The organism is Bradyrhizobium sp. WSM1253 (genome assembly GCF_000244935.1).
In the GTDB taxonomy this organism is placed as follows: Bacteria; Pseudomonadota; Alphaproteobacteria; order Rhizobiales; family Xanthobacteraceae; genus Bradyrhizobium; species Bradyrhizobium canariense.
This window is the reverse complement of sequence record NZ_JH600073.1, coordinates 3,856,494-3,869,194: the sequence shown is the minus strand read 5'-3', so window position 1 is coordinate 3,869,194 and position 12,701 is coordinate 3,856,494. Positions and strand designations below refer to the sequence as shown.

The 12,701-nt window shown below is 63.6% G+C and carries 11 protein-coding genes; 8 read left to right on the top strand and 3 right to left on the bottom strand.

Annotation, left to right across the window (positions count from 1 at the left end):
• The first annotated feature begins 32 nt into the window (after positions 1 to 32).
• The 3 genes from BRA1253DRAFT_RS19760 (at position 33) to BRA1253DRAFT_RS19750 (ending at position 3,480) form a co-directional block, all read left to right on the top strand.
• Positions 33 to 1,280, top strand: a complete 1,248-nt coding sequence (locus tag BRA1253DRAFT_RS19760) for an acyl-CoA dehydrogenase (protein ID WP_007597243.1) — start codon at positions 33 to 35, stop codon at positions 1,278 to 1,280.
• Positions 1,281 to 1,397: 117 nt separating this feature from the next.
• Positions 1,398 to 2,642 (top strand): acyl-CoA dehydrogenase, encoded by a 1,245-nt coding sequence (locus tag BRA1253DRAFT_RS19755; protein ID WP_007597242.1) that lies wholly within the window; start codon positions 1,398 to 1,400, stop codon positions 2,640 to 2,642.
• Positions 2,643 to 2,781: 139 nt separating this feature from the next.
• Positions 2,782 to 3,480, top strand: a complete 699-nt coding sequence (locus BRA1253DRAFT_RS19750; RefSeq protein WP_007597241.1) for a nitroreductase — start codon at positions 2,782 to 2,784, stop codon at positions 3,478 to 3,480.
• 131 nt (positions 3,481 to 3,611) lie between these two features.
• Here the strand turns inward: BRA1253DRAFT_RS19750 and BRA1253DRAFT_RS19745 are convergent, their stop codons facing one another.
• Both BRA1253DRAFT_RS19745 and BRA1253DRAFT_RS19740 read right to left on the bottom strand, forming a co-directional pair.
• Positions 3,612 to 4,160, bottom strand: a complete 549-nt coding sequence (locus tag BRA1253DRAFT_RS19745) for a sigma-70 family RNA polymerase sigma factor (protein WP_007597240.1) — start codon at positions 4,158 to 4,160, stop codon at positions 3,612 to 3,614.
• Positions 4,160 to 4,393, bottom strand: coding sequence for a NepR family anti-sigma factor (locus BRA1253DRAFT_RS19740; RefSeq protein ID WP_007597239.1), 234 nt, complete (start codon positions 4,391 to 4,393; stop codon positions 4,160 to 4,162). Before BRA1253DRAFT_RS19740 ends, BRA1253DRAFT_RS19745 begins: the two co-directional genes overlap by 1 nt.
• A gap of 221 nt (positions 4,394 to 4,614) precedes the next feature.
• Here BRA1253DRAFT_RS19740 and BRA1253DRAFT_RS19735 point away from each other — a divergent pair, with 221 nt between their 5' ends.
• The 4 genes from BRA1253DRAFT_RS19735 (at position 4,615) to htpG (ending at position 8,848) form a co-directional block, all read left to right on the top strand.
• Positions 4,615 to 5,421, top strand: coding sequence for a response regulator (locus tag BRA1253DRAFT_RS19735; protein ID WP_007597237.1), 807 nt, complete (start codon positions 4,615 to 4,617; stop codon positions 5,419 to 5,421).
• A 163-nt stretch (positions 5,422 to 5,584) separates the two neighbouring features.
• The gene (locus BRA1253DRAFT_RS19730; RefSeq protein ID WP_007597236.1) at positions 5,585 to 6,184 is read left to right on the top strand and encodes a nuclear transport factor 2 family protein; all 600 of its coding nucleotides are present in this window, start codon (positions 5,585 to 5,587) and stop codon (positions 6,182 to 6,184) included.
• Positions 6,185 to 6,434: 250 nt separating this feature from the next.
• On the top strand, positions 6,435 to 6,848 hold the full coding sequence (locus BRA1253DRAFT_RS19725) for a hypothetical protein (protein ID WP_007597234.1): 414 nt from the start codon (positions 6,435 to 6,437) through the stop codon (positions 6,846 to 6,848).
• Positions 6,849 to 6,970: 122 nt separating this feature from the next.
• A complete protein-coding gene (htpG, locus tag BRA1253DRAFT_RS19720) occupies positions 6,971 to 8,848 on the top strand; it encodes a molecular chaperone HtpG (protein WP_007597233.1) in 1,878 nt (625 codons plus the stop codon).
• Positions 8,849 to 8,876: 28 nt separating this feature from the next.
• On the opposite strand, the gene BRA1253DRAFT_RS19715 is transcribed toward htpG, so the two are convergent.
• Positions 8,877 to 12,014, bottom strand: coding sequence for an efflux RND transporter permease subunit (locus BRA1253DRAFT_RS19715; RefSeq protein WP_051058438.1), 3,138 nt, complete (start codon positions 12,012 to 12,014; stop codon positions 8,877 to 8,879).
• A 405-nt stretch (positions 12,015 to 12,419) separates the two neighbouring features.
• On the opposite strand from BRA1253DRAFT_RS19715, the gene BRA1253DRAFT_RS19710 reads away from it, so the two are divergent.
• On the top strand, positions 12,420 to 12,701 hold the full coding sequence (locus BRA1253DRAFT_RS19710) for a DUF3551 domain-containing protein (protein ID WP_007597231.1): 282 nt from the start codon (positions 12,420 to 12,422) through the stop codon (positions 12,699 to 12,701).

Sequence of the window (12,701 nt, the reverse complement as noted above, 5' to 3'; positions counted from 1 at the left end):
GCGCGCCCCGGAATGACAGAGAGAATAGAACCATGAACTTCGACGATACCCCGCAGGAAGCTGAATTTCGCGCCACTGCTCGCGCCTGGATCGCGGCCAATGCACCGAAGCAGTATGAGGAAGAGCTTCGCAAGTCCTCGCTCGGCCGCACGCAATTGAAGAACGCCAACATCCTCGACGTCGCAAAGGCCTGGCAGAAGAAGAAGGCCGATGCCGGCTGGGCCTGTCTGCACTGGCCGAAGGAGTATGGTGGCCGCGGCTCGTCGCCGATCGAGCGTGTGATCTGGCAGCAGGAAGAGGGGCCGTTCGGCCAGCTATCCCGCATGTTCATCATCGGCCACGGCATGTGCGGGCCGACCATGATGGCGTTCGCGCGCGAGGAGCACAAGCGCGCCTATCTGCCGCCGCTCGCCTCCGGCGAAAAGGTCTGGTGCCAGCTGTTCTCCGAGCCCGCGGGCGGCTCCGACGTTGCGGGCCTGCGCACGCGCGCGGAGAAAGACGGCGACGAGTGGGTCATCAACGGCCAGAAGATCTGGACGTCGGGCGCGCACTATTCCGATTACGGCATTTTGCTCACCCGCACCGATCCGACCGTGCCCAAGCACAAGGGCCTGACCATGTTCTTCCTGGACATGAAGAGCCCCGGCGTCGAGGTGCGGCCGATCAAGCAGGCGAGCGGCGCGTCCGACTTCAACGAGGTCTATTTCACCAATGTGCGCATTCCGGATCATCAACGCCTCGGCGAGGTCGGTGACGGCTGGAACGTCTCGCTGACCACGCTGATGAACGAGCGCAGCGCGATCGGCGCGGCCGTCTCGACCGGCTTCCCCGAGCTGTTCGAATATTGCACGAGCCTGATGCTCGATGACGGCCCGGCGATCGAGGATCGCGCGGTGCGCGCGAAGCTGGCGAACTGGGCTGTGAAGGCGAGCGGGCTGAAATATACCAGCATGCGCGCGATCTCGGCGCTGTCGAAGGGCGAGCGCCCGGGACCGGAAAACTCCATCGGCAAGCTGGTCGCGGGCTCGATGATCCAGGATGTCGCGACCTGCGCGCTGGATTTGCAAGGCGCCGCCGGTGTGCTTAGCGGTGCTGAAGATTCCGAACTCGCCGGCCGCTTCCAGGCGATGCTGCTGCGTGCGCCTGGTACCCGCGTCGAAGGCGGCACCGACGAGATCATGCGCAACATCATCGCCGAGCGGGTGCTGGGCCTGCCCGGCGACATCCGGGTCGACAAGGACGTGCCGTTCAACAAGATCCCGACGAAGGGAAGGAATTAGCCGTCATTCCGGGGCGGCTCGAAGAACCGAACCCGGAATCTCGAGATGTGTAGGTAAAGCTCTGGATTCCGGGTTCGCGCGTTGCGCGCCCCGGAATGACAATAAAAAGGAAGCGCCATGAATTTCGACGACACCCCGCAGGAAGCCGCATTCCGCGAGACCGCGCGCAAATGGGTCGAGGCCAACGCGCCGAAGGAGTTTTTGGCCGAGCTGTCAAAATCCTCGCTCGGCCGTATCCGGCTCGCCAACCACGACATCGTCGATGTCGGCAAGGCCTGGCAGAAGAAGAAGGCCGAAGGCAATTGGGCCTGCCTGCATTGGCCCAAGGAATATGGCGGCCGGGGTGCAACGCCGATCGAGCGGGTGATCTGGCAGCAGGAGGAAGGCGTCTATGGCAAGCTGACGCAGCCGTTCCAGATCGGCGAGGGCATGTGCGGCCCAACCGTGATGGCTTTTGGCAGCGAGGACGCCAAGCGGCGCCATTTGCCGAAGCTGGCCGCAGGCGAGGAGATCTGGTGCCAGCTGTTCTCCGAGCCGTCGGCGGGCTCTGACGTCGCGGGCTTGCGCACGCGCGCGGAGAAGAAGGGCGACAATTGGGTCGTCAACGGCCAGAAGATATGGACCTCCGGCGCGCACTATTCCGACTACGGCCTTTTGATCGCGCGCACGGATCCGAATATCCCCAAGCACAAGGGGCTCACCATGTTCTTCCTGGACATGAAGAGCCCCGGCGTCGAGGTGCGTCCGATCAAGCAGGCCAACGGCATGCAGGAGTTCAACGAGGTCTATTTCACCGACGTCGTCATTCCCGACAGCCAGCGCCTCGGTGCCGTCGGCGAGGGCTGGAGCGTGTCGCTGACCACGTTGATGAACGAGCGGATGTCGATCGGCTCGCGGCTTGCGACCGGCGTGCCCGAGATGTTCGAGTTCTGCTCCAATCTGATGATGGAGGATGGCCTCGCCATCGACGATCCCGCCGTGCGCTCAAAACTTGCGAGCTGGGCCGTGAAGTCGAGCGGGTTGAAATACACCAGCTACCGAGCGATCTCGGCGCTGTCCAAGGGTGAACGGCCGGGGCCGGAGAATTCGATCGGCAAGCTCGTGTCCGGCATGATGCTGCAGGACATCGCGACCTATGCCATGGACCTCCAGGGCGCGGCCGGCGTTCTTACAGGCAGCGACGAGGAAACCGTGCAGAGCCAGTTTCAGCAGATGCTGCTGTCCTCGCCCTCGATGCGTATCGCGGGCGGCACAGACGAGATCTTGCGCAACATCATCGCCGAGCGCGTGCTGGGATTGCCGGGCGACATCCGCGTCGACAAGGACGTGCCGTATAACAAGATTCCGACCAAGGGACGGTGATCTAGCCTCTCGCTGTATCTTGTAGGGTGGGCAAAGCGAAGCGTGCCCACCATATGCAGATGCGCCGAGGTAAGTCTGTCGGTGGGCACGGCGCTATGCGCCTTTGCCCACCTTACGTAGAGAAGGCGCGAGTTGATCCATGGACGCACAAGTAAAGCAAGACGACCGCATCGGCGTGCTCGAAGAGCTGCTCAACGAGCGCTACTCGGTCCGTGCCTTCCTGGCCAAGGAGGTCGATCGCGCGACGATCGAACATTTGCTGACCACCGCGCAGCGCACGGCGTCCTGGTGCAACAGCCAGCCCTGGCAGATCGTCATCGCCAGCGGCGAGGCCAAGGAGCGTTTCCGCAATCTGATTTATAAGGAGGCTTCGGGCGGTCTCGGGGACGACTATGATTTCCCGCCGCCACGCGAATATCTCGGCGCGTACCTCGAACGCCGCCGCGAGAGCGGTTTTCAGCTCTACAACACCCTCGGCATCGCGCGCGGAGACAAGACGGCGTACGCGAAGCAGGCGCTAGAGAACTACAATTTCTTCGGCGCGCCGCATGTGGCCATCATCCACACCGACGAGCCGCTCGGCATCTACGGTGCGATCGATTGCGGCGCCTATGTGTCGAACTTCATGCTGGCCGCGCAGGCGCTCGGGCTCGGTACGATTCCGCAGGCGGCGCTCGCGCGCCACTCCGGCCTGATCCGCCGCCATTTCAATCTGCCTGATGATCGCCGCATCGTTTGCGGCATTTCGTTCGGCTATGCCGACAACGCCCATAAGGTCAACAGCTACCGCACGTCGCGTGCGAGTGTGGCCGAGACCGTGACCTTCGTGGACAAGTAATCAGGCGTGGATCGGTGATCGAGGCGGCGCACGCCCCGCATCACGTTTCAGACGCGATCACGTCAGACATACGAAGACGGCCGCGGAAGCGGCCGCCTTCATCGCGGTCTCAATCCGAATAACGCCCGCCGTCAGCCGCCGCTGCCGCCGATCACGGCGCGAATGGTCTCGTCGGGCCCGAAATCCTCCGCGCCGTCGACATAGAGCAGCGCCGCGAGCTTGGAGCGCGCGCGGTTGACGCGGCTCTTGATCGTGCCCACCGCGCAGCCGCAGATCGAGGCCGCATCCTCATAGGAGAAGCCGGAGGCGCCGACGAGGATCAGCGCTTCACGCTGGTCCTGCGGCAGCTTGTCGAGCGCCGTGCGGAATTCCTCGAACTCGAGATGGGCGTTCTGCGAGGGCTGCGTCTTCAGCGTCTTGGCATAGTTGCCTTCGGCATCCTCGACTTCCCGCCGCCGCTTGCGATAGTCGGAGCGGAACAGGTTGCGCAGGATCGTGAACAGCCACGCCGGCAGATTGGAGCCGGGCTGGAACGAGTCGATGTTGGCGAGCGCGCGCAACAGCGTCTCCTGGACAAGATCGTCGGCGCGATCGGCATTGCCGCTGAGCGAGATGGCGAACGCGCGCAGACTGGGCACGGCCGCCAGGATGTCGTTACGCAGGGAGTCCGTGAGAGGCATCAATCCCTCCCATTGTTGTTGTCGTTGGAGCCGCCACCATTTTCCACTTGGGGTGTCGCTCCCGGCGCATCAAGTTTCTTGATCAGTTCCGCGAACCGGTCCGGAACCCCCTGCCGCACCACGTCGTCGTACATGGCGCGCAGCTGGTGCCCGATCCGGGACTGAATCTCCGGAGTGAGCCCTCCCTTGCCGGGGGTCGTGCTTTTGCTGGCTTGAGACTTGAGATCTTTCATGACCTGTTCCACGTTTCCCCGAGTTAAGTAGCTGTAAAATCGAGAAGTTCTCTCAACCGGGAGCCGTTCCCTGGATAGGCTCAATGCGAGTTGCGAGAAAAAGTTCCACCCCCATGCGGAACTTTTCTCAGTCTGAGGCGTAATCAGCCCAGCAGGGGAACCCGGGCCCCCCGCCTAACGCCTGCACGTCAAGGTCGGCCCGAAGATGATATGGAGTGGGGATGTCCCGTTCACAGCTCGTTGCTGAACACTTGCCGTTGTTGCGCCGGTACGCACGCGCCCTGACGGGCAGCCAATCCTCCGGTGACGCCTATGTCGCAGCCATGTTGGAAGCCATGCTGGGAGATCCGTCGGTGCTCGACGAGAGCCACGGGCCGCGCGCCGGCCTGTTCCGGCTGTTCACCCAAATCTGGAATTCCGTTTCCGTCAACGACGATTCCGAGGTGACGAACCTGCCGATGCCGCCCGAGCGGCGGCTGTCGAACATCACGCCGTTGCCGCGGCAAGCCTTCCTGCTGCTCTCGCTCGAGGGATTTTCAGAAGAAGAGGTCGGCTACATTCTCGGCACCGACGTCGGCGAGACGCGCCGGCTTGCGGACGCCGCAGGCCGTGAGATGGCCGCCGAGATCGCCACCGACGTGCTGATCATCGAGGATGAGACCTTCATCGCCATGGACCTCGAAAGCCTGGTGAAGAACCTCGGCCACAATGTCGTCGGCGTCGCCCGCACCCACGCCGATGCGGTCGCGCTGGCAAAGAACAAGCGACCCGGCCTGATCCTCGCCGACATCCAGCTCGCCGATGGTTCGTCGGGCCTCGACGCCGTCAACGAGCTGCTCCGCACCTTCGAGGTGCCGGTAGTGTTCATCACGGCATACCCTGAGCGCTTCCTCACCGGCGAGCGTCCCGAGCCGGCGTTCCTGATCTCAAAGCCATTCCAGCCGGCTATGGTGTCGGCGGTGGCGAGCCAGGCCCTGTTCTTCCAGCGCAACTCGCGCAACCGCGCGCCGAAAGTGCCGGCGGCGTAAGGAAGCGCCTGCGCCAGGCATTTGACGAAATCCCGATCCGGCGTGCCGCAAGGTGCGCCGGATTTTCGTTGATCCGGTTGCCGCGCTTGACGGCCATCGAATTCGCCGCTCATACCTCGTGTAGCGGCCGCGTTGCAGCCGCGGTGCCATCGGAGACGTGTTCATGGACCAGCAACTCCTCGATCGCCTCGCCATCCGCGACCTCGTCGAGAACTGGGCGGTGTGGCGCGATGCCGGCGACTGGGAGCGCTTTGCCACGGTCTGGCACGAGGAAGGCTGGATGTCCGCCACCTGGTTTCAGGGGCCGGCGCGGGATTTCATGCGGGTCAGCCAGGAGGGGTTCGCCAAGGGCGTGCGCATCCTGCATTTCCTCGGCGGCACCAGTATCGACCTCGAGGGGGCGCGCGCCATCGCGCAGACCAAGATGACCATCTCGCAGCGCGCGCCGGTGCACGACGTGCCCTGCGACGTGGTCTGCACCGGGCGCTTCTACGATTTCCTGGAGAAGCGGCAGGGAAAATGGGGCATCGTCCGCCGCCAGCCGATCTACGAGAAGGACCGGATCGACCCGGTCGATCCCGCCGCGACACTTCAGCTCGACCAGAAAGCCCTTGCCGCGCTCCCGGAAGGCTACCGCCACCTCGCCTACATGCAGGAGCTGATCGGCTACAAGGTCAAGCGCGACATGCCGGGCCTGACCGGGCCTGAGGTCGAGAAGCTCTATGCCCAGGGTCGGGATTGGCTGGCGGGGAAGGCGAACTGAACTCCAGACAAAAGTAAGGCGCGACTGGCATCACCACAGTCGCGCCCTACGTCACCGGCTTATGGGGCAGGGGGGAATAGCCGGCTGTTGAGACGACTCCCGTCCGCGAAAGTCGTTCCAGGCGGTTGCGAAATTTTTTCGCGGGGACCGTGCCTTTTCGCACACGGTTAAGTGATCTTAACGACTGAGAACTCTGGGTCCTCTCCTTGCGTTGTTCCCGCGATCGCCATGGGGCGAGGGACCGACAGCCATGTCACAGATTCAAAAGGTATTTTTAGGCGCGGTCGCGATCGCCGCGACGCTTGGCGCTGTCCAGGTGGGCGCCGTGCAGCTGGCCTCCGGCCATGATCTGGCCGACCGCTGGCAGGCGGTCGCTGACAAGCCGGGCCATAACGTCAATCGCGCCAGCAAAGCCGACCGGCTGGCCGACATCAAGCAGGCTGAGGTTCCGACCCGCACCGTGTCGATGCGGCTGAACGATCTGGCCGACACGTCGGTGCTGTTGCGGGTCCCCGCAGTGATCGAGGCCGGTAACGCCAAGCCGCCGGTGTTGCTCCCGGACCAGAAGCAGAGCCGCAAAAAGCCGACGATCGCCTGCGAGCCGATGGTCAGCTCCCTGACCGAGGTCGCAAAACTGCTCCAGCCCGGCCGCTGTGTGACTTGATCGGCATTTGCCACGGACAAGTCGCCCTCCGTCCGGAGGGCGATTGCTGACGTCTACTTGATCCCGTGCCCCCTCGCGTTATATCCCGGGTTTCTTCCCCTTTCGATTGACCGGGTAAACGCATGACGACGTCAGACACGGCTGTGCATACGCAGCCCTTCCAGGCCGAGGTTTCCGAGCTTCTGCACCTGATGGTGCACTCCGTCTATTCCGAGACCGACATCTTCCTGCGCGAGCTCGTCTCGAACGCATCGGACGCCTGCGACAAGCTGCGCTATGAGGCTATCGCTACTCCGGCGCTGCTGGGTGACGGCGACGCGCTCAAGATCCGGATCATTCCGAACAAGACGGCGGGAACGCTTGCGATCGCCGACAATGGCATCGGCATGGAGCGGCAGGAGCTGATCGACCACCTCGGCACCATCGCCCGCTCCGGCACCAAGGCCTTCGTGTCGAAGCTCAAGGAGGCCAAGGATGGTCTGGGCCTGATCGGCCAGTTCGGCGTCGGCTTCTATTCCGCCTTCATGGTCGCCGACAAGATCGTCGTGGTGAGCCGCCGCGCCGGCGAGAGCGACGTCTGGACCTGGACGTCCTCGGGCGGCTCGGGCTTCGAGATCGCGCGTGCCAGCGAGGAGGATGCGGCCCGCGTGCAGCGCGGCACCGAGATCGTCCTGCATCTCAAGGACGAAGCGAAGAAATATCTCGAAGCCTACGAGATCGAGCGTATCGTCGGCGCTTATTCCGACAACATTCTCTTCCCCATCGAGCTCGTGCCCGAAGAGGGTGAGCCGCGTCAGATCAATTCTGCGAGCGCGCTATGGCAGCGCTCGAAATCCGAGCTCACGCCGGAAGACTACAAGAAGGCCTATCAGCAGATCGCCTCCGCCTTCGACGATCCCGCGATGACGCTGCATTATCGTGCGGAGGGGCGTTACTCCTACGCCGTGCTGCTGTTCGCGCCCTCGACCAAGCCGTTCGACCTGTTCGAGCCGAACCGCAAGGGGCGCGTCAAGCTGTATGTCCGCCGCGTGTTCATCACTGACGATGCCGATCTGCTGCCGGGCTACCTCCGCTTCATCCGCGGCGTGGTCGACAGCGAGGATCTCCCGCTCAACATCTCCCGCGAGATGCTTCAGAACAATCCGCAACTCGCGCAGATCCGCAAGGCCGTAGCGACCCGCGTACTGTCCGAGCTCGAAAGCCTTGCGGAGAAGGATCCGGAGAACTTCGCGAAAATCTGGGAGGCCTTCGGCGCGGTGCTGAAAGAAGGCATCTACGAGGATTTCGAGCGCCGCGAAAAGCTGCTCGCGCTGTCGCGTTTCACCACGACCTCGGGCGAGAAGCGCTCGCTCAAGGACGTCATCGCCGATTTCAAGCCGAACCAGACCGAGATCTATTACCTCGTCGGCGACAGTATCGAGCGGCTGAAGTCGAACCCCCGGCTCGAGGCGGCGACTGCGCGCGGCATCGAAGTGCTGCTGCTGTCCGATCCCGTCGACGCCTTCTGGACCTCGATGCCCTCGGAGTTTGACGGCAAGCCGCTGAAGTCGCTGAGCCAGGGCGATCTCAATCTCGACCTGATCCCGCGCGTCGACGAGGCCGACGAGGCGAACAAGGACGAGCCGGCCGCCGACGAGGCCGCCACCATCGCGGTGATCAAGGCCGCGCTCGGCGAGCGCGTCAGCGACGTCAAGGCCTCGACGCGTCTGACCAGCTCCGCTTCCTGCCTCGTCGCCGACAGCCAGGGCCCGAGCCGCGAGCTCGAGCGCATCCTGGCCCAGCAGAACCGTGGCATGCGCACCAAGCCGATCCTCGAGATCAACCTGCGCCATCCGCTGGTCACGGCGATCACGAAGGCTCAGGCCGGCTCGAAGGCGGTCGACGATCTCAGCCTGCTCCTGCTCGAACAGGCGCAGATCCTGGACGGCGAGCTGCCGGAGGACCCTGCGGCGTTTGCGGCAAGGCTGAACCGGCTGGTGTTGCAGGGGCTCGGCGGGTAGCCGGCGCAGGCCATATGTGCCGCCGCGCTCATTCCGCCGCGTGATCCTTCCGCTCATCGCACGCGACGGTAGCTTGCGGCTTCTTCTCCATCCAGCGCGAGAGCAGGTCGGAGAAGCGGTCGAGGTAGAGGTAGACGACCGGGGTCGTGAACAGCGTCAGCGCCTGGCTCACGAGAAGGCCGCCAACCATCGCATAACCGAGCGGTTGGCGGATTTCGGAGCCGGTGCCGCTTCCGAGCATCAGCGGCACGCCGCCTAGCAGGGCGGCCATCGTTGTCATCATGATCGGGCGAAAGCGCAGCAGCGCCGCCTGGCGGATCGATTGCTCCGGGGTGAGATGCTGCTCGCGTTCGGCCGCGATGGCGAAATCCACCATCATGATGCCGTTCTTCTTGACGATGCCGATCAGGAGAATGACCCCGATCAGGGCAATGAGACTGAAGTCGAAGCCGAAGATCATCAGGATCGCGACGGCGCCGACGCCAGCCGAGGGCAACGTGGACAGGATGGTCAGAGGATGGATGTAGCTCTCGTAGAGCACGCCCAGAATCAAATAGACCACGACCAGTGCGGCGAGGATCAGCAACGGCACGGTGCCGAGCGATTGCTGGAATGCCTGCGCGGTACCCTGAAAACTTGTTGCCAGCGCCGGCGGCGCGCGCATCTCGCGGACCGCGTGCAGCACCGCGTCGGTCGCCTGTCCCAGCGCCACGCCCTCGGCAAGATTAAAGCTGATCGTCACCGACGGAAATTGGCCTTGATGCGAGATCGCAAGCGGTCGCACGGGCACATTGGTCCAGTTGCAGAACACCGAGAGCGGCACCTCGTCGCCGGTAAGCGGTGATTTGAGATAGATCTTGTCGAGCGTACCGAGCTGGCCTTGCAGGTCCGGTGTGATCTCCAGGACGATGTGATAGCTGTTGGTCTGGGTAAAATATTGCGCGACCTGACGCTGGCCGAACGCGTCATAGAGGGTGTCGTCGATCAGCTGCGGCTGAATGCCGTAGCGTGCGGCGGTGTCGCGATTGATCCTGAGTTGAACCGTCGTGCCTTCGGTTTGCTGGTCGGTCGCGACGTCGCGCAGTTGCGGCAGCGTCTTCATCGCATCGAGGATTTTCGGCGCCCATTCGTTCAGTTCGGCGAGGTTAGCGTCCTGGAGCGTGAATTCGAACTGAGTGCGGGTGGCGCGGCCGCCGAGACGAACGTCCTGCGAGGCCTGCATATAGAGCTTGGCGCCCTCCACCTTGGCGATCTTGGGCCGCAGCCGCGCGATGATCTGCTGTGCGCCGGCATCGCGCTCCTCCAGCGGTTTCAAGGTGATGTACATGCGCCCCGAGTTCAGTGCCGTACCGCCGCCGCCGATGAACATCGCGATCGAAGCGACGGCGGGGTCGGCCTGCACGATGGTGTTGAGCTCCACCTGGCGCCGTTTCATCTCGGCAAAGGAGATGTCCTGGGGCATCTCGGACACGGCTGTGAGGAAGCCGTTGTCCTGCTGCGGGAAGAAACCCTTCGGGATCAGGATGAAGAGGTAGATCGAGAGTGCTACGGTCGCGAAGAAGATGCAAAGGGTGACGAAACTGTGGCGCAGCGCGACGTCGAGCCCGCGTTCGTAGGCGCCGAGCACCCTTCCGAACATCCGCTCGCTCCACTGGTAAAAGCGGCCGTGCCGAGCCTCGTGGTTGGCGCGCAGGAAGCGCGAAGCCATCATCGGCGTCAGGGTCAGCGACACCACCAGAGAAACAAGGATCGCCATCGCCAGCGTGACCGCGAATTCGCGGAACAGCCGGCCGATGATGCCGCCCATCAGGAGCAACGGGATCAGCACCGCGATCAGAGAGATGCTGATCGAGACGATCGTAAAGCCGATTTCGGCCGCGCCCTTGTAGGCCGCAGCAAGCGGCCTCTCGCCCTGCTCGACGTAACGGGTGATGTTCTCCAGCATCACGATGGCGTCGTCCACCACGAAGCCGACCGCGATCGTCAGCGCCATCAAGGAGAGGTTATCCAGCGAATAGCCGCAGACCCACATCAGCGAGCAGGCTCCCAGTAGCGCTAGCGGCACAGTGATGCTCGGGATGATCGTCGCCCAGAAGCTGCGGAGGAAGATGAAGATCACCATCACAACGAGCGCGATAGTGGTCATGAGCGTGATCTGTACGTCCTCGACGGCGGCGCGGATGGTGATGGTGCGGTCGCTGATGATCTTGATCGAGATCGCGGGCGGGATGGCCGCGATCAGCCGCGGCAGCTGCGCCTTGATGCGATCGACGGTCTCGATGACGTTGGCGCCGGGTTGCTTGAAGATGACGAGGAACACGCCGCGCTTGCCGTCGGCCCAGGCCGCCGTCTTCATGTCCTCCGGCCCTGCCACGGCCTCACCGATGTCGCGGATCCGCAATGGAGCGCCGTTGCGATAGGCGACGATGACGTCCTGCCAATGCTGGGCCTGGGTGAGCTGGTCGTTGGCGTAGATCGTGTAGGCGCGCTTGGCCCCGTCGATGCTGCCCTTCGGGCTGTCGGTGGTCGCAGCCGCGATCTGGGCGCGCACGTCTTCCAGCGACAGGCCCTTGGCGACGAGCTTGGCCGGATCGATCTGTATGCGTACCGAGGGTTTCTGCTGTCCGCCGACGAACACTTGGGCGACGCCGGATAACTGGCTGATCTGTTGCGCGAGCTGCGCATCGGTGCGGTCGCTGACGACGGTCAGCGGCAGCGTGTCGGACGTCGCGGACAGGATCATCACCGGCGAATCCGCCGGGTTGACCTTGCGATAGGTGGGAGGCGAGGGCAGGTTCTTCGGCAATTGGCCGCTCGCTCCATTGATCGCTGCCTGCACATCGTTGGCGGCGGCGTCGATCTTCCGGTTGAGGTCGAACTGGATCGTGATCGACGCCGAACCCAGCGAGCTGGTCGACGTCATCTGCGTGATGCCGGGGATCTGTGCGAGCTGGCGTTCGAGCGGCTGCGCCACGGAAGAGGCCATGGTCTCGGGGCTGCCGCCGGGGAGCGAGGCCGAGAGCTGAATGGTCGGAAAGTCGACCTGGGGCAGCGGTGCAACCGGCAGCAGAGGATAGGCCACGAGGCCAACGAACAGGATACCCGCCATCAGCAGTGAGGTGCCGATCGGATAGCGGATGAACGGAGACGAGAAGCTCTCTTGCATGCCCTGACACCACAGCCCTGGCCAGCGCATCTTCTCCCCGCGCACAGCGGAGTCGCGCCCGAGAGCGCAAGCCCATTTGCTTGTTCATTGCCCTGGAACGTCGTCGGTCCGGGCCGGCGTTGTGATCGAAAGACTAGTACGTTCGCTTCGGCCAGCGAACGGATTCCTGCGCTGGATGCTTTGCGACCTTTGTCGAAGGGGAGCTGCAGCGAGTTATGCGTTCCGCGCAGGCCGGAAAACTGGGTGCTTTCCGCTTCCGCATCTTTGCGGCGCTGTGTCTCACTCATTTCGTCGCGTGTCACAAGCCGAAGAGGTATGAAATAGGAACAATCGCTTCTGCCGCTCAGTTGTGCCATATCGAAATGACATAACGCGTGCCGTTGCCACCGATTCGAGGAATGTCCGATGCGCCTGCCGATCCTGACCCTCACCGCAATTGTTACGCTGTTCGCGGCGGCAGATGCCAGCGCCCAGACCTACGATCCGCGTTACCCGGTGTGCATGCACGTCTATATGCCCGGCGGCTTCGGCGGTGGCGGCGGCGATTATTTCGACTGCTCCTTCACCTCGCTGCCGCAGTGCCGCGCCACGGCCTCGGGCCGGTCAGCAAGCTGCGACGTCAATCCCTACTATGCGTTCGACCAACCCCCGCCGGCGCCGCGCCGGCGCCACAAGAACGTGCACTAG

What these genes read in the sequence shown, in the direction of transcription:
- BRA1253DRAFT_RS19735 (WP_007597237.1), top strand. Translation starts at nt 4,615, where the DNA reads ATGTCCCGTTCACAGCTCGTTGCTGAACACTTGCCGTTGTTGCGCCGG.
- BRA1253DRAFT_RS19755 (WP_007597242.1), top strand. Translation starts at nt 1,398, where the DNA reads ATGAATTTCGACGACACCCCGCAGGAAGCCGCATTCCGCGAGACCGCG.
- BRA1253DRAFT_RS19740 (WP_007597239.1), bottom strand. Translation starts at nt 4,393, where the DNA reads ATGAAAGATCTCAAGTCTCAAGCCAGCAAAAGCACGACCCCCGGCAAG.
- BRA1253DRAFT_RS19750 (WP_007597241.1), top strand. Translation starts at nt 2,782, where the DNA reads ATGGACGCACAAGTAAAGCAAGACGACCGCATCGGCGTGCTCGAAGAG.
- BRA1253DRAFT_RS19730 (WP_007597236.1), top strand. Translation starts at nt 5,585, where the DNA reads ATGGACCAGCAACTCCTCGATCGCCTCGCCATCCGCGACCTCGTCGAG.
- htpG (WP_007597233.1), top strand. Translation starts at nt 6,971, where the DNA reads ATGACGACGTCAGACACGGCTGTGCATACGCAGCCCTTCCAGGCCGAG.
- BRA1253DRAFT_RS19760 (WP_007597243.1), top strand. Translation starts at nt 33, where the DNA reads ATGAACTTCGACGATACCCCGCAGGAAGCTGAATTTCGCGCCACTGCT.
- BRA1253DRAFT_RS19745 (WP_007597240.1), bottom strand. Translation starts at nt 4,160, where the DNA reads ATGCCTCTCACGGACTCCCTGCGTAACGACATCCTGGCGGCCGTGCCC.
- BRA1253DRAFT_RS19715 (WP_051058438.1), bottom strand. Translation starts at nt 12,014, where the DNA reads ATGCAAGAGAGCTTCTCGTCTCCGTTCATCCGCTATCCGATCGGCACC.
- BRA1253DRAFT_RS19710 (WP_007597231.1), top strand. Translation starts at nt 12,420, where the DNA reads ATGCGCCTGCCGATCCTGACCCTCACCGCAATTGTTACGCTGTTCGCG.
- BRA1253DRAFT_RS19725 (WP_007597234.1), top strand. Translation starts at nt 6,435, where the DNA reads ATGTCACAGATTCAAAAGGTATTTTTAGGCGCGGTCGCGATCGCCGCG.